Consider the following 18,888-nt stretch of genomic DNA (forward strand, 5'->3'; position numbering starts at 1 on the left):
TAAAAAATCCGATCAATGGAATTATGGAAAATTAGTGATTAATATGGTAGAATATTACAAAAGTTTTATAATTTAAAGAGGTGAAAAAATATGAGACTAGTGGATACACATTGTCATTTGGACAATGAAAAATTTGACTTAGATAGAGAAGAAATAATAGAAAGAGTAAAAGATAATTTAGAGTTTTGTGTAAATATAGGATATGACTTAAAAAGTTCAGAGGAAACTTTAAAGCTGTGTCAAAAATATGACTTTGTTTATGGTGTAGTTGGAGTTCATCCCATAGATATAACAGGGTATAATGAAGATGTGGAGATGAAGATAGAAGAGTTAGCTAAAAGCCCTAAAATTGTAGCTATTGGAGAGATTGGATTAGATTATCATTGGATGACAGAACCTAAAGAGATTCAAAAAAATGGCTTCAGAAAACAACTGTCATTGGCACAGAGAGTGAAAAAACCGGTTGTAATACACACAAGGGATGCGATGGAAGATACGATTGAAGTTTTGAATGAATTTCCAGATATAAAAGGTGTCATTCATTGTTATCCGGGATCAATAGAGACTGCAAAGCAATTAGTGGATAGATTTTATTTAGGAATTGGTGGGACATTGACATTTAAAAATGCTAAAAAAACAGTAGCAGTAGTAAAGGATATCCCGTTAGATAGAATTGTAATTGAAACAGATTGTCCATATTTAACTCCTGAACCATTTAGAGGAAAAAGAAATGAGCCTATATATGTTGAGTATGTGGCACAAAAAATAGCCGAGATAAAAGAAGTGTCATTGGAAGAAGTGGTAAAAGTCACAACAGAAAATGCTAAAAAATTATATGGGATAGTTTAAGCTATGAAAGTACTGGGAATAGGAAATGATATAGTTGAAATATCTAGAATACAAAAAGCATTGTCAAGAAAAGGGTTTAAAGAAAGAGTTTTTACACTTGAAGAGATTGCCCAAATAGAAAAAAAAGGTGGAAAAATAGAGAGTTATGCTGGAAGATTTTCGGCAAAAGAAGCTATTTCAAAGGCTTTTGGAACTGGAGTCAGAGGTTTTGAGTTGGTGGATATTGAAATCTTAAATAATGATTTAGGAAAACCCGTAGTAAATCTTTTTGGATCTCTCAAGGAGAGAGAAGAAAAAATAGAGATACAAATTTCAATATCACATTGTAAGGAATATGCAACAGCAGTAGCTATTGTTATAGAAAAGGAGAGATAAATTTGGAGGATTTTTATAAAGAGCTAGATAGATTTATTGATAGTTTAGAGGACAAAAAAAATGATTATAAAATATTGTCATTTGTGGTGGATGAACTTGGATATATTTCGGATGAAGTATTAAATCACATTGCTAGAAAAATTGATATGTTCCCATTTTCTTTAGAAGGGACAATAAAATATTATCCTAAGTTACAAAAGGCTAGAAAAAAAGATTATGTTCAGATATGTATAGGAAGAAATTGCTATCAAAAAGGTTTGAAAGAAAAAATAGAAGAGATAAGAACTAAAGTTAATTTTGATATAGACGAGAGAAATTGTTTAGGAAAATGTGGGAAAAATGGAAAATTAGCTGTTGGAAATAAAATTTATGAATATAAAAACTTAGATGAATTAGAGAAAATATTATTGAGTTTAAAATAAGTATGGGAGGTTTTTAATGGATATTTTAGAATTAAAAAGAGAGTATGCTCAATATAAAGAGCAAATAGAGGCGATAAGGGGGTCTCTTTGACTTACCTAAAAGGAATAGCAAAATAGCTAAGTTAGAAGAACAAACTATAAAAGAGGGGTTTTGGAATGATAAAGCCACTAGTGGAAAGATAATAAAAGAAATGAATGAAGAAAAGGATATAGTTAAAGAGTTTGAAAATATTGAAACATTATTTTTTGATGAAGAGATTTTGATAGATTTTGTATCTTCAGGAGAAGAAGATTTTGCGGAAGAGTTGGAAGAGAAACATAAAAATTTAAATCATATGATAGAAAATTTTGATACAAAAATGCTTTTAGATGGAGAGTATGATGGAAATAATGCAATTGTAACAATACATTCAGGAGCCGGTGGAACAGAAGCTTGTGATTGGGCAGATATGCTTTATAGAATGTATATGAGATGGTTTAATTCTAGAGGGTTTAAAGTTACAGAAATGGATTACATGTCAGGAGATTCTGTTGGTATAAAGTCAGTTACTCTTTTGGTAGAGGGAACCAGAGCGTATGGTTATTTAAAGGGAGAAAAGGGTGTACATAGACTTGTTAGAATATCTCCATTTGATGCTAATAAAAAAAGACACACGTCATTTGCCTCGGTAGATATAATGCCAGAGGTTGATGAAACAATTGAAATAAATATTGACTCAGGAGACTTAAGGGTTGACACATATAGAGCTTCAGGAGCTGGAGGACAACATGTTAATATGACGGATTCAGCAGTGAGAATAACTCATATACCTTCTGGAGTAGTTGTGACATGCCAGAGGGAAAGATCACAGCTAAGTAATAGAGAAACTGCGATGAAGCTTTTAAAATCAAAATTATTAGAGATTGAAATGAAACGAAAAGAGGAAGAGCTTAAAAAAATTCAAGGTGAACAAAGTGAAATTGGATGGGGAAGTCAAATAAGGTCTTATGTTTTCCAACCTTATACTTTAGTAAAAGATCATAGAACAGGTGTTGAATCTGGAAATATAAGAGCTGTTATGGATGGAGATATAGACAACTTTATAAATGGATATTTAAGATGGAGTAAAAATAAAAACTAATAACTAATCTTGAAATTATTATTTATATGGATTATAATATAGGGTACAAATTACAAAAAAGGGAGAGATTATAATGGAAAGAAGAGTAAGAACAAGAATCGCACCTTCTCCAACAGGAGATCCACATGTAGGAACAGCCTATATTGCGTTATTCAACTTAGCTTTTGCTTATAAAAATGGTGGAGACTTTATATTAAGAATAGAGGATACAGACCAGAATAGATACACTGATGGATCAGAGCAAATGATATTTGATGCTTTAAAGTGGTTAGGACTGGACTATGCAGAGGGACCGGATGTAGGAGGACCAGTAGGTCCATATAGACAATCGGAAAGATTTCACCTGTATGGGGAGTATGCGAAGAGATTAGTAGATAAAGGAGAAGCGTACTACTGCTTCTGTACACAAGATAGATTGGAAAAATTAAGAGAAAGACAAAAAGCTATGGGAAAAGCTCCAGGTTATGATGGACACTGTAGATCTTTAACTCAAGAAGAAGTAGAAGCTAAATTAGCTGCTGGTGAATCTTATGTAATAAGATTAAAGATGCCTTATGAGGGAGAAACAATAATTAAAGATAGACTAAGAGGAGATATCGTATTTGAAAATAATAAGATAGATGACCAAGTTCTATTAAAAGCAGATGGATATCCAACTTATCATCTTGCAAATGTTGTGGATGACTACTTAATGAATATAACTCATGTTATAAGAGCAGAGGAATGGATTGCATCAACACCTAAACACATCCAATTATACAAGGCATTTGGATGGCAAGAGCCAGAATTTATACATATGCCTCTTCTTAGAAACTCAGACAGAACAAAGATTTCTAAGAGAAAAAATCCAGTATCATTAAATTGGTATAAAGAAGAAGGGTATTTAAAAGAGGGAATCGTAAACTTCTTAGGATTAATGGGATACTCATTTGGAGAAAATAAAGAGATATTTACATTAAAGGAATTTGAAGAGAATTTTGATATTGATAAAGTTTCTTTAGGAGGGCCAGTATTTGATTTAGTTAAGCTAGGTTGGGTTAATAATCAGCACATGAGAATGAAGGACTTAAAAGAATTAACAGAGCTGACTTTGCCGTTCTTTAAGAATGCAGGGCTTATAACTGAGCAAGTATCTGAAAAAGAGTTCAATACAATTTCAAGAATAGTAGACATTTTAAGAGAAGGGTGTCAAACAATGAAAGAAATAGTTGAGCAATCTGAAGTTTATTTTAAAGATGAATATTCATTACCAGTAGTAACTGAAGAGACAGATAAAAAAGAAGTTAAAGGAATTGAAAGACTTTATACAGTAATTCAAGATGAGATTGGGAAAAAAGCTATAAATTTATTCCAAGAAAAAATAGTTGCTTCTGAAGAAGAAATCTCTATTGAAAGAGCAAAAGAGTTATTAAAAGAAACATTAGATGAAATAGGAGAGGGACCTGGAAAGGTATATATGCCTTTAAGAGCAGTACTTACAGGATTGCCAAAAGGTGCGGATCTATTCAATCTAGTTTCTATTATAGGGAAGGAAAGAACTCTTGCTAGAATAGAAAGAATGAAAAAATTATATAATATTTAAGATATTAAAACAAAAGTCCTCAAATTTGAGGACTTTTTTATATACAAAAAAAGTGATTAGGGGTAGAATATAAAAAAGATTTTTGGAGGGGAAAATGATAGAATTTAAAAATGCATTAAAAAATGAAAATTTTAAAAAATTGGAAGAAAAATTAAAAGAAGGCGTAGATGTAAATGATAGAGCGGGAGAGTATAGATACCCAATTCATAAAGCTGTGTTATTAGGAAATATTAAAATAGTAGAATTATTTCTAAAGAATGGTGCAGATATAGATGTTCAAGAGCCAATGGGGGGGAATACTGCAATAAATCTAGCTGTATTTAATCAAGATATCAAAATGGTAAAATTTTTAAAAGATATGGGTGCTGATATAAGAAAACAAAATGCTTATGGAATGGCACCGTTAGATCAAGCTAATTATTTAAAGGAAAATATGGATATTATAGAAATAGATAATATAATAGAGATTTTAAAATAATTTTTGTTGGAGTGAGCTATGGATATAAAAAAAGTTACGATTAAAAACTGGCAATGTATAGATTTTTTAACTCTAAGTTTTGAAAAAATGATGATTTTTATAGGGGAGTCCAATCATGGTAAAACGAGCATAATAAATGCCTTATCAGCAGGATTAGGATTTTATGAGGTAGAGAAGTCAGATTTTAAAGATAAAACAAAAGAAATTGAGATAAAAATAAAATTTTTTGATAAAACAGAGGGGTTTTCCACAATTAAATTTATAAAAAATACAGATTTAGAAGATAAATATTTCTATATAAATCGGGGGATTGAAAAACAGTTAAATAAAGAGGAGTTTAAATCGAGGTTTTCCACAACACAAGTTATAAAGATTTCATCTAAAGAGATGGAAGTAAAGGAGTCTTTGATAAAAATAAAAGATATTTTGAATATGAATAAAACTAAAAATTTTAAAATATTGAATGACTTAGCTGGTAAAATAGAATTTTTAGATAAAAATAGATCATCTCCAAGTCTTCAAAGACGAGTGTTATTTAGTTTCTTAAAAAATACATTGAATGAATTGAAAAGTTATCCAAACAAACAACAAGATATACTAGATAACACAATATTAATTTTCGAAGAACCGGAACTACATTTAAATCCTCAAATCAGTAGAGAACTATATTCTCAGTTAATAAAGCTATCCAATATAGGTATTCAAATAGTTATAGAAACACATTCGAGTTATTTTGTAGGATTAAAGCAATATAAATCTATATGTCTTGTAAAAAAAGTAAGACAGCAGGTTATAGTATTTCAGCATACAGGACAACTTTTTAATGGGGATGAGATTAAAAATTTTAATATGAACTATTGGATAAATCCAGATAGAGGAGAGATGTTTTTTGCTAAAAAAGTTATTCTTGTAGAAGGGCAAACAGATAAAATTGCGATATCATATCTAGCAAAAAAATTAGAGATTTATAATTATAATTACTCTATAGTCGAGTGCGGTAGTAAGAGTACAATTCCACAATTCATAAAGATTTTAAATGCTTACAGAATACCATATGTAGCTGTTTATGATAAGGATAACCATCTTTGGAGAAATGAAATGGAGTTAGAGAGTTCAAATGATAAAAATAAAAGAATTAGAAAAATGATAAATACGTATATAGGAAACTATATAGAGTTTGAAAATGATATTGAAGAAGAGATATATTCAAAAGATAGAGAGAAAAAAAATTATAAAAACAAACCATATTTTACTCTTCAAAAAATAAGTGAAGATGATTATAACCTTCCGATTCAACTACAGGATAAAATAAAGAAAATATATAAATAGAGACTATTGTCTAGTCTCTATTTACTAAAATACACTATAGGCATTAAAAATATTTATAAAAATAATCAAAATAATAGAAATATTAAAAATTTTTTCAATATGTGTACTTTCTAATTTTGTATTCAATTGAGCTCCAATCAATCCACCTATTATTCCCCCCACAACCATAAAAGGCAACATTTCAAGATTATATGCAGCGAATCCAGTATTGATTGTAATCAGAAGAATTTTTGAAAGCTGAGATAACAAGATAATGAAAACAGAACTAACAGCAGCTTCCTTAGTTGTAAATGAAAAAAGCATAATAAGGATAGCCACATTTATTGGACCCCCACCTATTCCTAAAAAAGATGCAATAGTACCTAAAAAAAGACCGGCTGTAAAGATGAGAGCTTTATTTTTTATAGAATACTTAGGAAGTTGATTTTTAAATAAAACCCCCAGCAATAAAACAGCGATTATAATAGCTTGAATTCCCTTGCCAGTAGATTGATCACTAAAAAAAGTTAAAAACAAATCGAATATTTTACTCCCAATTCCACCCCCTAAAATAGATCCGAGGGAAAGTACAATCATACTAGTTTCAACTTTAAAACCAGATTTTATTTGTTTAAAAGTTGAAACAGCGGCCATGAAAAAAACTGTAATAGATGATAGAATTCCAACTGTAGAAAGATCGTAATGGCCGAAAGCATCAAGAACAGGTTTAATAATAACTCCTCCCCCTAAACCCGCTAATGAACCCAAAATTGTAGCAGTTATTGCTGTTAAAAAATAAGTAAAAAACATTGAGACCTCCATTGTGATATATTGATTAAAATAAAAATATTCCGAGAAAAGATGAGGCTATCAAAATAATAATCGGATTTATTTTGATATATTTAATCCCTAATAGAACCAAAATAAAAATAAATGATGCTTTTAAACTTTGAAGATAGTTATCAACTAAAAAAGTTGGCTTAGCAATGATAATTCCTGCAAAGGCTATTAAGGCTAATGTTACGGGTTTAACACCTCTGAAAAAAAATTCTTTTTTGGGATTATTTTTAATTTTATAAAATATTGTAGCAACAATTAAAATTACTAAAAAAGATGGTAAAGCTGAACTGAAAGTAGCTGTTATAGCTCCAGGAATTCCGGCAACTTGATGACCAACAAAAGTTGCTGTATTGATTGCGATAGGTCCAGGAGTAACTTGAGAGATAGCGATAATATCTAAAAATTGTTGTTCAGTTAGCCAACCGTGTTTAAAAACTACATTTTGCATAAGTGGCAGCATGGCTAGTCCCCCACCAAAAGAAAACATCCCAATTTTAAAAAATTCATAAAAAAGTATAAAATAAATCATTGTCCCCCCTTATAAAAGCTAAAAAAAACAATTGAACCAATTCCAAAAAATAAAATTAGAAGAATAGGAGAGATATTGAAAAATATTAAACCTATAAATGATATAAAGAAAACAGAGTAGCTAAAAAAATCTACAAGTGTATTTTTAGATAGCTTTAGAACTGAGGATAAAATAAGAGCAGCAATTCCAGCTCTTAAGCCAATAAACAATTTTTGCATGATAGGATTTAAAAAACTTTGAGAAAAAAATGCTGAAATAATAGTAATGACAAGTAAAGATGGAGTGACAACACCAATAGTAGCAGCAAGAGCACCTAAAAAACCTAGTTTTTTTTTACCGATAAAAGTAGCTGCATTTATTGCTATAGGTCCAGGAGTCATTTGAGAAATAGAGATAATTTCAAGAAGTTCATCTTTATCAATCCATTTTTTATTGTACATCATCTCTCTTTCAATTAGAGGAATCATAGCATATCCCCCACCAAAAGTAAATAAACCTATTTTAAAAAAAGTAAAAAAAAGTTCAAACATAAAAACCCCCTTATGGATTAAAAGCAGAGGTCATATGACCTCTGCTCTTTTATAAATTAAACGTTGTACATCTCTTTTATTTTTTCTTGTAACTCTTCATCGGCAATATAATCATCGTACTCAACTAACTTATCAACAATACCGCTAGGAGTAATTTCAATGATTCTATTTGCAACAGTTTGAATAAATTCATGGTCGTGTGCTCCAAATAGAATAGTTCCTTTGAAACTTGTTAAAGCCTTATTCAAAGAAGTGATAGACTCAAGATCTAAATGATCTGTAGGGTTATCAAATAATAAAACATTTGCATTAGTTAGCATCATTCTAGATAACATACATCTAACTTTTTCTCCTCCAGAAAGAACTTTAGATTTTTTAGTAGCTTCTTCTCCAGAGAATAGCATTCTTCCTAAGAATCCTCTAACAAAAACATCATGTTGATCAGGTGAATACTGTCTTAACCAGTCAATAAGATCTAAATCAGGGTTTTCAAAAAACGCTGTGTTATCTTTTGGCATATATGCATGAGTAGTTGTAACTCCCCATGTAAACTCTCCACTATCAGCTTCCATCTCACCAGAAAGTATAGAGAAAAGAGTAGTTTTAACAATATCATTTTGAGATATAAATACAACTTTATCGTTAGTATTTATAGTAAACGATACATTGTTAAGAATTTTAACTCCGTCCACAATTTTTGTAAGATTCTCAACTCTAAGAAGATTGTTTCCAGCTTCTCTTTCAGGTTTGAATTCAATGAATGGATATTTTCTATTAGATATTTGCATATCTTCAAGTTGTAATTTTTCAAGTTGTTTTTTTCTAGATGTCGCTTGTTTAGATTTAGACGCATTAGCACTAAATCTAGCAATAAACTCTTGAAGTTCTTGTCTTTTTTGATCTAATTTTTTATTTTTATTATTAATTAATGTTTGCATTAATTGGTTTGACTCATACCAGAAGTCATAGTTACCAACATACATCTTAACTTTTCCGTAATCGATATCAGCAATGTGAGTACACACTTTATTTAAGAAGTGTCTATCGTGTGATATAACGATTACTGTGGTATCCTCTAAGCTCATTAGGAAGGTTTCTAACCAAGAAATAGCTTGAATATCAAGTCCATTTGTAGGCTCGTCCAATAGTAAAACATCTGGATTTCCAAATAAAGCTTGTGCAAGTAAAACCTTAACTTTTTCAGGTTCGTTTAATTCTCTCATTAATTTATAGTGAGAATCAGCAAGGATTCCTAGTCCAGTTAAAAGCATTTCAGCTTCCGTTTCAGCTTCCCAACCATTTAATTCAGCAAACTCACCTTCAAGTTCAGCTGCTCTCATACCATCTTCATCAGAAAATTCACTTTTAGAGTAGATTTCATTTCTCTCTTCAATAATTTTCCAAAGTTTTGTATGACCCATTAAAACAACATTTATAACAGAGTCATCTTCATGAGAGAAGTGATCCTGTTGAAGAACGGCCATTCTTTTCTTTTTATCAAATATTACCTCTCCCTCAGTAGGATCAAGATCCCCTGAAAGAATTTTTACAAACGTTGATTTTCCAGCACCGTTAGCACCAATAAGTCCATAACAATTTCCAGGTGTAAATTTAACACTTACATCCTCAAAAAGCTTTCTACCAGAAAATCTCATACCAAGATTGCTAGTTGCTATCATTTAAAAATTTCCTCCTAAACATTTATATAATATTAATTTAATTTTAACCACGTATTTTTTTTACCATATATCTTTAATATTATACCATGAATTTTAAGAATAGGAAATATATTATATTTTCTTTTTTTTTAAAATTATGATAAAATACAATATAAAAATTAAATGAAAGAGAGGAAAAATGTTAAATTTATTTACTCCTTTAAAGATAAAAGATATAGAGTTAAAAAATAGAGTTGTATTACCGCCACTGGTTAGGTTTTCAATGGTAGGAGAAGATGGATATGTTACGGGTGAACTTCTAGAGTGGTATAAAGATGTTGCAGAGGGAGAAACGGGGCTTATAATTGTTGAGGCGAGCTGTGTTTCTGAAGATGGAAAACTAAGGGAGAATCAGATTGGAATTTGGGATGACTCCTTTATAGATGGACTTTCTAAAATAGCTGAAATAGGAAAAAAATATAGTGTCCCAATGCTAATTCAAATTCATCATGCAGGGTTTAAAGATGAAATTGCAACAGTTTCAGAGGAATTATTGGATGATATTCTAGAAAAATTTATTTTAGCTTTTAAAAGGGCTAAAAAGGCTGGTTTTGATGGGATAGAAATACATGGAGCTCATACTTATTTAATATCTCAACTAAATTCGAAACTTTGGAATAGAAGAGAAGACAAATATGGGGGAAATTTTGAAAAGAGAATGTTTTTTACAAAAGAATTAGTTACAAGAACAAAAGAGCTGTTTTGTGATGATTTTATTCTGGGATATAGAATGGGAGGAAATGAACCGACATTAGATGATGGAATAGAAATTGCTAAATATTTAGAAGAGATAGGAGTAGATTTAATACATGTATCTTCTGGAGTTCCAGATCCAGAAAAAAAACAATTAGAAAAGGTGGACGTTCCAAAAGAGTTTCCATTAGATTGGGTTGTTTATATGGGGGTAGAGGTAAAAAGACATGTGAGAATTCCTGTTATAGGTGTAAGAAATATAAAGACAGAGGAACAAGCAAGTTATTTAATAGAAAATGAACTGTTGGATTTAGTAGCAATTGGAAGGGCTATGATTGCTAGACCTAATTGGGTTCAACATGCAAAGAAAGATTATTTTAGAAGAACAGGAATAAAGGTGAATTGATGTTAATAAAAAGTTTAGATATTTTCTGTGAAATAATAGATAATTATGGAGATGTTGGAGTCGTTTATAGATTAGCAAAAGAAATGAAAAAAGTTCATGGAGATGAAGTTGAAATAAGGGTTATTTTAAATAGGCTTGATGAATTTCTGGAAATAAATAAAAAAGCAAAGAATATTGAATATCAAGAAATAGACAATATTATTTATCTCACAGAGGGTTTTTTGGCTAAAAATATATGTACTTTTTCTCCTGCAAATGTTATAATAGAGGCCTTTGGATGTAATGTTTTAGAGGTGTATATAGAAAAAGCAAAGACAGAATCCTCTCTTCTAATAAATTTAGAATATCTCTCAGGAGAAAAATGGATAGAGGATATTCATTTGATGGAATCCCAGATGGGAGCTCCTAAATTAAAGAAATATTTCTTCATGCCTGGATTTACTGAAAAAACAGGTGGAGTAGTTGTGGACAGTCTTTTTTTAGAAAGAAAAAATAAAGTTTTATTAAACAAAGAGATCTATTTAGAAAAATATTTAAAAGGCTTAAATTATAAAGATATGTTATTGGGAACAGTCTTTAGCTATGAAAAAAACTTTTCTCCGTTAATAGAAGCTTTGATAAATAATGGGAAAGAGAATTTTCTATTGATATTAGGAGAGAAAAGTCAAACTAGTTTTTTAGAGCTATTTAAAAAAATAGATATTGTAAAATTAGATAATGAAATTTATAAGATAAAAAATATAACAATTAAATTTATGCCGTTTTTAGAACAAGAGGAATATGAAGAGTTAATAAATATAGTTGATTATAATTTTGTTAGAGGTGAGGACTCTTTTGTCCGTGCATTGTTGGCAGGAAAACCTTTTGTATGGCATATTTATTTACAGAATGAGTTAGCACATATGGATAAAATAGAAGGGTTTATAGATAGATTTAAAGAAGTTCTAAAAAAGGAAGATATAAATTTTTTAGAGGAATATGCAGGGCTATTAAAAGATTATAATTTCAGAGAGAGTAATTCTTTTGAGGTTGGTTCTGAGAATTTCAATGATTTTTTCAAAAATTTTGAAGAGATTAAGAAATTTTCTGAAAAATACTCAGAGTTTATTATTTCTAAGTGTAATCTTATAGATAAATTAAATAGATTTATTTTAAAATATTAGGAGGTTTAATTATGAAAAACGCTCAAGAATTAAGAGCAGGAAGTACAGTAAGAATCGGAAACGAACCATATGTAATTCTAAAAGCAGAATATAACAAATCAGGAAGAAACTCAGCTATGATGAAGTACAAAATGAAGAACTTATTAAATGGAAATATATCAGATTCTATTTACAAAGCTGACGATAAAATGGATGATATCAGACTTGAAAAAGTTAAAGCAGTATACTCTTATAATGATGGAGATTTTTATGTATTCTCTAATCCAGTAACTTGGGATCAAATCGAATTAAAAGATGAGGATTTAGGAGACGCTTTAAACTATTTAGAAGAAGGAATGGAATTAGAGGTTGTTTACTATGAGTCAACTCCAGTTGCAGTAGAGTTACCTACATTTGTTGAGAGACAAATAACTTATACAGAGCCAGGATTAAGAGGAGATACTTCAGGGAAAGTTCTTAAATCAGCTAAAATAAACACAGGATTTGAAATTCAAGTTCCTCTATTTGTAGAGCAAGATGAGTGGATTAAAATTGATACAAGATCAAATGAGTATGTAGAGAGAATAAAAAGATAAAATAAAAAGCCAGATTTTTTAATCTGGCTTTTATTATTTTTTGTAAGATACACTTACTAGTAATATAATACATATAAAAAAAGCCACAAGGATGTAACAAGAGTAATCTTATACCCGGATTATATACCTTAGTGCTGCTTCCTTCCAGATCTGACACGGTTCGATAATAATCCGCCATAAGGCTCCTGCCACAACGCTTGTGACTAGAGTAATTATATCATTAAAAAACTTTAAATACAAGTAGAAATTTTAAAAAATATCTTTGATGTTTTTAAAAAAGTTTTTAAAACTACTCTTCTTCTCTTCAAAAGAATCTTTATGATGAGTTTCAATATTTTTTTCAAAAGATTTAGTTATTTCAATTCTATTTTTAATTAATGAACTTTTCAATTGATTTGGTAAAGATGTTTTAATACTAATAATTTCTGAATTTGTTGAGAAATTATTGGAAATAAAGATATTGTTTAGGTTAGGCTCACTCGATGAAATAATATTTTTTAAGATACTTTTGTTTAAATTGGTAGTATTTAAACTATTAATAATATCTTCTTTTTTTATTTCAAGATTTGAAATATCTGCGGAACCATTTATAGAAAATACAGATTTATTCATAGAAATAATTTGATCAAAGGAGATATTACCTTGAGAAACATACTTCGACAAAATAGGGAATTCTCTTAAATCAAAGTTGAATATTTTAAAGTAAATGGAGCTATTAAAAAGATTTAAATCAATATCTCCAAAAATTTCTCCTTTAGCATTTTGTTGAGAAATATTGATTTTTAGAGGTGAAATAGAAACCTTAGAAAAGTTATTAGACAAATTTTCTATGTATCCATCAAAATCAATATTTTTAATATTTCCATTAAAATTAACTTTGTTGATATCAATATTTTTCTGGATTGTAGGATTAGCTTTTTCATTTTCTAAATTTTGAAAAATATCTTTATAAAAAGTTGAGAGACCAACAATATCATCTTTCAAATGTAGATTTATTTCTTTTTGAATAACTATATCGATGTAGTCTGTATTTGTAATAAAAAAATCTATTAAATTTTCAGAAACTGAGTTGATAATTTTAGATTTGTTAAATTTTGCAGAAACTATTTTAGAAAAATTATCTTTTAAAGCAACTTTTTTTTCAATTTCTTTGAAAAAATATCCCGTGGTATTATCACTTGTTGATATCTCTTCTTTATTCTTTATAGGAGCCTCAATTAGAGAGATTCCATTTAAATTAAGGGTATCTATAACTATATTGTTGCTCAAAATATCTTTAAAATCAATTGTGAAATTAACATCTTTTATTAAAATATGATTTTTCTTAAAAGTTGTATTTTTTAAAGTTATTTTCTGAGAAAAAATATTGAGATGAGCATATTGAATCTCTATGTTTTGGTTAAAAGATTTAGATAAATTTTGTGTTAAAAGATTTTTAATATAAAAATCTTTTCCAAGAACAAAAGAAAGTAAAAACAGTATAAGTATTGAAAAAGTTAAAATATTATTTTTTTTCATAAAATCCTCCTAAATAAAAAAAGCAAGAATATTAGCTATTCTTGCTTTAAAATTATTTTTTAATTATAAAGCTAATCCACCACTAACTTCGATCGTCTGCCCAGTTATATATGAAGACTCATCACTTGCCAAGAATAAAACAGCATTTGCGATATCTTCAGGCATTCCAAGCTTTCCAAGAGAAGTTCTATCAAGCATACCTTGTATAACATCTTCTGGTAAAATATCAGTCATAGGAGTAGATATAAATCCAGGAGCTACACAGTTAGCTCTAACTTGAGCGCCTTTTCTAGACAACTCTTTAGACCAAGTTTTTGTCATAGCAATAACCCCACCTTTTGTAGCAGAATAGTTAGTTTGGCCAATATTTCCATATAAACCTACAACTGATGAAATTGTAACAATCGAACCTTTTTTATTTTTTGTCATCAAAGGTGCAACAGCTTGAGTTACATTGAAAACACCCTTAAGATTAACATTGATTACAGCATCCCAAGCATCCTCGCTCATTCTGATAAAAGGACCATCTTTAGTTATTCCAGCATTATTAACTAGAATATCAATTCTTCCAAATTCATCTTTTATTCTTTTAATAAGTTCTTTAATAGCTTCTCTATCTGTTACATTTAAAATTTCGTGTCTAACATTCGTCTGTTCAAAAGTTGTATCTCCCATATCACAAGAGATAACTAATTCAGCACCTTCAGAAGCAAGTTTTTCAACGATTGTTCTCCCTATCCCTCTAGCACTACCAGTAACTAAGGCAATTTTACCTTCTATTCTATTCATAATAGACCTCCTATAAAATACATGTGTCATTTAATAGTATAATCATTTCTTAAAAAAGTCAATAAATTATTTTTAACCTCAATGAACTGTTCCCATTTTGAATAAATCTTCATTAATTTTATTAGCTTGGTTTTTAGGAAGGAGTAAAACAAGAACATCTCCTGCTAAAATTTTAGTACTTCCTTTTGGAATATATTCACTTTCACCTCTTCGAATGGCAACGACAAGAGTATTTTTAGGCCAACTAATATCTTTAATAAACTTTTCATCAAAATTTGACTCAGCAGCAACGGGAATACAAATAAGTGTTTTTTCCAGATGTTCATGGTGTTCATTTTCTAAATCATATTCAGATTCAAATTTAGGCATTCTTTCATAAAGAATATCATAAATAGGTTTTAATTTTAGAAGTTCAGTTATGTAGTAAGCAACGATTGAAACTGTTGCAATAGCCAAAAGATGATCAAAACTACCGGTCATTTCTAATATAAGAATTATACCAGTAATTGGAGCTCTGACAACGGCCACAAAAAATCCTGCCATACCTAAAATCATAAAATGTATAATAAATTCTGGATTAAAATTAAAAATAGATATCAATATAAGTGCATATATTTTTCCTAAAACAGCTCCAAGAACTAACATCGGTAAAAAAATTCCACCTTGAAATCCAGTGGCGTAAGATGTTGTAGTAAAAAATAATTTAATAAAAAAAATAAATATTAAAAATAAAATAGTCTGATTTTTAAAAGGGAGTCCCTCAACAAGATGATGACCTCCACCTGCCATATCAGGCATAATAAAACAAATAATAAACGAAAGTGTCATAATAGAAGATATTTTAATGACTCTAGGCAGTTTTATATTTTTAAAAATATCTTGTGATTTAGTCAATGAAACGGTAAAGAATTTTCCAAAAAATGCCAATACAATACCAAATATAATAAACAAAGCAAATTGTAGGTATGGATTAACATCAGAAGGATATTTTACAGCTAGGCTAAATGCTGGATTCATATCAAATATTCTTCTAGCTATGAAGTTAGATGAAATACTTGCTAAAAAAGTACAAACAATTAGTTTAGAAGAAAAAAAACGATGTAGTTCTTCCATGCTAAATATAACTCCAGCCAGTGGAGCACCAAAAGCTCCAGCTAGTCCAGCACTAGATCCAGCAGTTACAAGGTATTTATTATCAGTATAGTCCCTTTTAAAAATTTTAGAGCACCCGTATCCTAGGTAAGAACCTAGCTGTACAGATGGGCCTTCTCTTCCTAAAGATAACCCCGCACCAATTCCTAATAAACCACCTAAGAATTTAACACCAAATTCTTTTAACCAAAATAGATAGTCTAATTTTTTGAGCATAAGTGCTTTAACTTGAGGAATACCGCTTCCACCCGTCACAGGAAATTTTCGCGTTAAATAGTCAACAAAAATACCGATAGCTATAAATATAGTCCATATAAAAAATAATTTTGAAGGATTTGAAAGGACATCTTTTGTTAGAAAATGTTCTCTTAAATTTCCAGCTAAATTTAAACCGTATCTGTAAACAGAAACAGTTATACCAGTTGTAATACCAACAAGTATCGAAAGGGCGTATAAACCTTTGTTTCCTTTGTGAAGGAGTTCGACGTGATTTTTGATTTCTCTTTCTTTATTCATAAAATCTCCCTGTTTATGTGTTAAGTATTTAAACAATACCAAGAGAAATACTAACATAAAACACAATAAAAGTAAAGTGTAATCAAACAAATTACAAGTGCTTGCTTTAAATGAAACAATAAGGTAGAATATAGGGTAATAGACATAATTTTTTAGTTGAAGAGGTGATTGATTTGAGATTTAATAAAATGCAGGGAACAGGAAATGATTTTCTATTATTTGATGGGATAAATAATAGTTATGGAGATTATTCTAAAATGGCAAAAACCCTTTGTAATAGACGTTATGGTGTTGGTGGAGATGGGATAATGATAGCTGAATCCAGTGAAATAGCTGATATAAAAATGGTCTATTACAATTCAGACGGTTCAAGAGGAGAGATGTGTGGGAATGGGATTAGGTGTTTCTCTAAATTTATTTATGATGAGGGGTTAGTGAATAAAAAAAAAATAAAAATAGAAACAGGAGATGGAATAAAAATAGCGTATTTAAATATAGAGTGTGAAATAGTTAAAGAGATTACTATTTTTATGGGAGAGGCTAGGTTGAATTCTAAAGATATACCTGTTTTGATAGAAAAAGAGCATGTTTTAAATGAAAAAATAATAGTTTTAGGACAGGAATTTACAATTTCAGCAGTATTGGTAGGAGTTCCACATTTAATAGTAATATGTGAGGATTTAGAAAATTTTGAAGTTAACAAATTTGGAAAAGAGATAGAAAAAATGGATATTTTTCCGAATAAGATAAATGTAAATTTTATTGAGGTGATAGATAGGAATAATATAAAGATAAAGACCTGGGAAAGAGGAGCTGGAAGGACATTAGCTTGTGGAACAGGATCTTGCTCAGCAGTATTTATAGCCAATCATTTAAGATTGGTAGAAGAAAAAGTAAATGTGGAAACAGAGGGGGGAATTCTAAAAATTCAACTTAAAACTGGAAATGAAATATTTATGACAGGAATGGCAGAAACTATATTTAAAGGAGAGGTTATATGGGAATAACAGGAAAATTAATATCAATACTTTGTTTGATTTTAATAAGTGCATTTTTTTCTATGGCAGAGATATCATTAGCAGGAGCCAGAAAAATAAAACTTCAACTTTTAGTAGATGAAGGAAATGAAAAAGCAAAAAAAGTTTTAGATTTACAAAATAATCCGGGGAATTTTTTTACAACTGTTCAAATAGGATTGAATATTGTTGCAATATTAGCAGGTATAATTGGAGATGGAATATTATCACCAATTATAAATAATTATATAAGTAATCCAACACTTGTATTTTTAATATCATTTACATTTGTAACGGGTGCATTTATAGAATTTGCCGATTTAATACCAAAAAGATTGGCAATGGTTTATCCAGAGTCAACTGCGATGGCATTGGTTAATTCAATGACTTTAACTATAAAATTTTTAACTCCGATTGTTTGGGTATTCAGTGGGACTGCAAACTCAGTATTTAAAATTTTTAATACACCGAGTTCAAGAGAGGATATGATAACTCACGATGATATTTTTGCAATGGTAGATGCTGGAGCAGAAGCGGGAGTTGTACATACAAAAGAGCATCATTTGATTGAGAATGTGTTTGAACTTGAGCAAAGATGGGTTTCATCAGCGATGACAACAAGAGATGAAATTATTTATTTTACTCTTGAAGAAACTGAAGATAGTATAAAGCAAAAGATTGCTGAATATCCTCATTCAAAATTTTTAGTTTGTGAAAGTGATATAGACTCAATATATGGATACGTGGGATCTAAAGATATTTTGCCAAGAATTTTAAAAGGGGAGTTAAGTGGACTTCAAAACATAAAAGAGATAACAATCCGAAATATACTGATAATTCCAAATACACTTACTTTGTCTGATATGTTAGATAGATTTAATGAAGCTAGAGAGGATTTCGCGGTTATATTAAATGAGTATGCACATGTTGTTGGAGTGATAACTTTAAATGATGTTGTTTCAACATTGATGGGAGATGTTGTCTATCCGATGCAAGAGGAGTATATTATAAAAAGAGGAGAGGGATCTTGGCTTATAGATGGAGTTACAGCTGTAGAGGATGTAAAGAAAGCTCTTGAAATAGAATCGTTTCCAGAAGAGGATAGTTATGAAACAATAGCAGGGTTTATGATGTATATGTTAAAAAGCATTCCTAAAAAAGGGGCTTTTATAGAGTATGCAGATTATAGTTTTGAAGTGGTGGATGTAGATAATTTTAAAATAGACCAACTACTTGTTATAAAAAAAGAAAAAAAAGAAAATGAAGTTGATGAGGATATAAAATAAAAACGGTTAGCAGAGCTAACCG

At 29.7% G+C, this 18,888-nt stretch carries 19 protein-coding genes and 1 other RNA gene; 12 read left to right on the forward strand and 8 right to left on the reverse strand.

Annotated elements, in window-relative coordinates:
- Positions 1-90: 90 nt before the first annotated feature.
- From Q0V67_RS01460 to Q0V67_RS01490, 7 genes are all read left to right on the forward strand, one after another.
- Positions 91-849: a TatD family hydrolase gene (locus Q0V67_RS01460; protein WP_297596338.1), complete on the forward strand. Its 759-nt coding sequence runs from the start codon at positions 91-93 to the stop codon at positions 847-849.
- 3 nt (positions 850-852) lie between these two features.
- Positions 853-1,224: a holo-ACP synthase gene (gene acpS, locus Q0V67_RS01465; protein WP_297596340.1), complete on the forward strand. Its 372-nt coding sequence runs from the start codon at positions 853-855 to the stop codon at positions 1,222-1,224.
- Between the two features lie 2 nt (positions 1,225-1,226).
- Positions 1,227-1,646: an NAD(P)H-dependent oxidoreductase subunit E gene (locus Q0V67_RS01470; RefSeq protein WP_297596343.1), complete on the forward strand. Its 420-nt coding sequence runs from the start codon at positions 1,227-1,229 to the stop codon at positions 1,644-1,646.
- Between the two features lie 16 nt (positions 1,647-1,662).
- A protein-coding gene (gene prfB / locus Q0V67_RS01475; RefSeq protein WP_297596346.1) for a peptide chain release factor 2 occupies positions 1,663-2,767 on the forward strand; the annotation gives its coding sequence in 2 pieces (ribosomal slippage) (positions 1,663-1,734 and positions 1,736-2,767; 1,104 coding nt in all).
- Positions 2,768-2,840: 73 nt separating this feature from the next.
- Positions 2,841-4,349, forward strand: coding sequence for a glutamate--tRNA ligase (gene gltX / locus Q0V67_RS01480; protein ID WP_297596348.1), 1,509 nt, complete (start codon positions 2,841-2,843; stop codon positions 4,347-4,349).
- Positions 4,350-4,443: 94 nt separating this feature from the next.
- Positions 4,444-4,827 carry an ankyrin repeat domain-containing protein gene (locus Q0V67_RS01485; protein WP_297596350.1) on the forward strand — a complete coding sequence of 128 codons (384 nt, stop codon included), beginning with the start codon at positions 4,444-4,446 and terminating at the stop codon, positions 4,825-4,827.
- 18 nt (positions 4,828-4,845) lie between these two features.
- Entirely contained in the window at positions 4,846-6,156 is a 1,311-nt protein-coding gene (locus Q0V67_RS01490; protein WP_297596352.1) for a TOPRIM nucleotidyl transferase/hydrolase domain-containing protein, read from the forward strand.
- A 24-nt stretch (positions 6,157-6,180) separates the two neighbouring features.
- On the opposite strand, the gene Q0V67_RS01495 is transcribed toward Q0V67_RS01490, so the two are convergent.
- The 4 genes from Q0V67_RS01495 to Q0V67_RS01510 are packed head-to-tail and all read right to left on the reverse strand — an operon-like array spanning position 6,181 to position 9,713.
- Positions 6,181-6,945, reverse strand: a complete 765-nt coding sequence (locus Q0V67_RS01495) for a sulfite exporter TauE/SafE family protein (protein ID WP_297596353.1) — start codon at positions 6,943-6,945, stop codon at positions 6,181-6,183.
- 25 nt (positions 6,946-6,970) lie between these two features.
- Positions 6,971-7,504, reverse strand: coding sequence for a chromate transporter (locus Q0V67_RS01500; RefSeq protein ID WP_297596354.1), 534 nt, complete (start codon positions 7,502-7,504; stop codon positions 6,971-6,973).
- On the reverse strand, positions 7,501-8,034 hold the full coding sequence (locus Q0V67_RS01505) for a chromate transporter (protein ID WP_297596355.1): 534 nt from the start codon (positions 8,032-8,034) through the stop codon (positions 7,501-7,503). The genes Q0V67_RS01500 and Q0V67_RS01505 overlap by 4 nt, the downstream gene beginning before the upstream one ends.
- A 56-nt stretch (positions 8,035-8,090) precedes the next feature.
- Positions 8,091-9,713, reverse strand: a complete 1,623-nt coding sequence (locus Q0V67_RS01510) for an ATP-binding cassette domain-containing protein (RefSeq protein WP_297596356.1) — start codon at positions 9,711-9,713, stop codon at positions 8,091-8,093.
- A 178-nt stretch (positions 9,714-9,891) separates the two neighbouring features.
- Here Q0V67_RS01510 and Q0V67_RS01515 point away from each other — a divergent pair, with 178 nt between their 5' ends.
- From Q0V67_RS01515 to efp, 3 genes are read left to right on the forward strand one after another with little or no spacing between them, the layout of a single operon-like run.
- Positions 9,892-10,851: an NADH:flavin oxidoreductase gene (locus Q0V67_RS01515; protein WP_297596358.1), complete on the forward strand. Its 960-nt coding sequence runs from the start codon at positions 9,892-9,894 to the stop codon at positions 10,849-10,851.
- Positions 10,851-12,014 carry an elongation factor P maturation arginine rhamnosyltransferase EarP gene (gene earP / locus Q0V67_RS01520; RefSeq protein ID WP_297596360.1) on the forward strand — a complete coding sequence of 388 codons (1,164 nt, stop codon included), beginning with the start codon at positions 10,851-10,853 and terminating at the stop codon, positions 12,012-12,014. Before Q0V67_RS01515 ends, earP begins: the two co-directional genes overlap by 1 nt.
- Before the next feature lie 11 nt (positions 12,015-12,025).
- Positions 12,026-12,589, forward strand: a complete 564-nt coding sequence (gene efp / locus Q0V67_RS01525) for an elongation factor P (RefSeq protein ID WP_297596362.1) — start codon at positions 12,026-12,028, stop codon at positions 12,587-12,589.
- A gap of 91 nt (positions 12,590-12,680) precedes the next feature.
- Here efp and ffs read toward each other — a convergent pair.
- The 4 genes from ffs to Q0V67_RS01545 all read right to left on the reverse strand — a co-directional run bounded on the left by ffs (position 12,681) and on the right by Q0V67_RS01545 (position 16,564).
- Positions 12,681-12,780, reverse strand: an RNA gene (ffs, locus tag Q0V67_RS01530) — signal recognition particle sRNA small type.
- A 58-nt stretch (positions 12,781-12,838) separates the two neighbouring features.
- Positions 12,839-14,107, reverse strand: a complete 1,269-nt coding sequence (locus Q0V67_RS01535) for a hypothetical protein (RefSeq protein WP_297596364.1) — start codon at positions 14,105-14,107, stop codon at positions 12,839-12,841.
- 63 nt (positions 14,108-14,170) lie between these two features.
- Entirely contained in the window at positions 14,171-14,896 is a 726-nt protein-coding gene (gene fabG / locus Q0V67_RS01540) for a 3-oxoacyl-[acyl-carrier-protein] reductase (protein ID WP_297596366.1), read from the reverse strand.
- A gap of 78 nt (positions 14,897-14,974) precedes the next feature.
- Positions 14,975-16,564 (reverse strand): ClC family H(+)/Cl(-) exchange transporter, encoded by a 1,590-nt coding sequence (locus Q0V67_RS01545; protein ID WP_297596367.1) that lies wholly within the window; start codon positions 16,562-16,564, stop codon positions 14,975-14,977.
- A 173-nt stretch (positions 16,565-16,737) separates the two neighbouring features.
- Between Q0V67_RS01545 and dapF the strand changes: the two genes are divergently transcribed.
- Together dapF and Q0V67_RS01555 are read left to right on the forward strand one after the other, a co-directional pair.
- Entirely contained in the window at positions 16,738-17,571 is an 834-nt protein-coding gene (dapF, locus tag Q0V67_RS01550) for a diaminopimelate epimerase (RefSeq protein WP_297596369.1), read from the forward strand.
- The gene (locus Q0V67_RS01555; RefSeq protein WP_297596371.1) at positions 17,562-18,866 is read left to right on the forward strand and encodes a hemolysin family protein; all 1,305 of its coding nucleotides are present in this window, start codon (positions 17,562-17,564) and stop codon (positions 18,864-18,866) included. Before dapF ends, Q0V67_RS01555 begins: the two co-directional genes overlap by 10 nt.
- The last annotated feature ends 22 nt before the right edge of the window (positions 18,867-18,888 follow it).

The organism is uncultured Cetobacterium sp., assembly GCF_947072685.1.
Classification (GTDB): Bacteria; Fusobacteriota; Fusobacteriia; order Fusobacteriales; family Fusobacteriaceae; genus Cetobacterium_A.

Excerpts from the sequence above, each read along its gene's own strand:
- Q0V67_RS01460 (WP_297596338.1), top strand. The coding sequence starts at position 91 with ATGAGACTAGTGGATACACATTGTCATTTGGACAATGAAAAATTTGAC.
- acpS (WP_297596340.1), top strand. The coding sequence starts at position 853 with ATGAAAGTACTGGGAATAGGAAATGATATAGTTGAAATATCTAGAATA.
- gltX (WP_297596348.1), top strand. The coding sequence starts at position 2,841 with ATGGAAAGAAGAGTAAGAACAAGAATCGCACCTTCTCCAACAGGAGAT.
- Q0V67_RS01485 (WP_297596350.1), top strand. The coding sequence starts at position 4,444 with ATGATAGAATTTAAAAATGCATTAAAAAATGAAAATTTTAAAAAATTG.
- Q0V67_RS01490 (WP_297596352.1), top strand. The coding sequence starts at position 4,846 with ATGGATATAAAAAAAGTTACGATTAAAAACTGGCAATGTATAGATTTT.
- Q0V67_RS01495 (WP_297596353.1), bottom strand. The coding sequence starts at position 6,945 with ATGTTTTTTACTTATTTTTTAACAGCAATAACTGCTACAATTTTGGGT.
- Q0V67_RS01500 (WP_297596354.1), bottom strand. The coding sequence starts at position 7,504 with ATGATTTATTTTATACTTTTTTATGAATTTTTTAAAATTGGGATGTTT.
- Q0V67_RS01505 (WP_297596355.1), bottom strand. The coding sequence starts at position 8,034 with ATGTTTGAACTTTTTTTTACTTTTTTTAAAATAGGTTTATTTACTTTT.
- Q0V67_RS01510 (WP_297596356.1), bottom strand. The coding sequence starts at position 9,713 with ATGATAGCAACTAGCAATCTTGGTATGAGATTTTCTGGTAGAAAGCTT.
- Q0V67_RS01515 (WP_297596358.1), top strand. The coding sequence starts at position 9,892 with ATGTTAAATTTATTTACTCCTTTAAAGATAAAAGATATAGAGTTAAAA.
- earP (WP_297596360.1), top strand. The coding sequence starts at position 10,851 with ATGTTAATAAAAAGTTTAGATATTTTCTGTGAAATAATAGATAATTAT.
- efp (WP_297596362.1), top strand. The coding sequence starts at position 12,026 with ATGAAAAACGCTCAAGAATTAAGAGCAGGAAGTACAGTAAGAATCGGA.
- Q0V67_RS01535 (WP_297596364.1), bottom strand. The coding sequence starts at position 14,107 with ATGAAAAAAAATAATATTTTAACTTTTTCAATACTTATACTGTTTTTA.
- fabG (WP_297596366.1), bottom strand. The coding sequence starts at position 14,896 with ATGAATAGAATAGAAGGTAAAATTGCCTTAGTTACTGGTAGTGCTAGA.
- Q0V67_RS01545 (WP_297596367.1), bottom strand. The coding sequence starts at position 16,564 with ATGAATAAAGAAAGAGAAATCAAAAATCACGTCGAACTCCTTCACAAA.
- Q0V67_RS01555 (WP_297596371.1), top strand. The coding sequence starts at position 17,562 with ATGGGAATAACAGGAAAATTAATATCAATACTTTGTTTGATTTTAATA.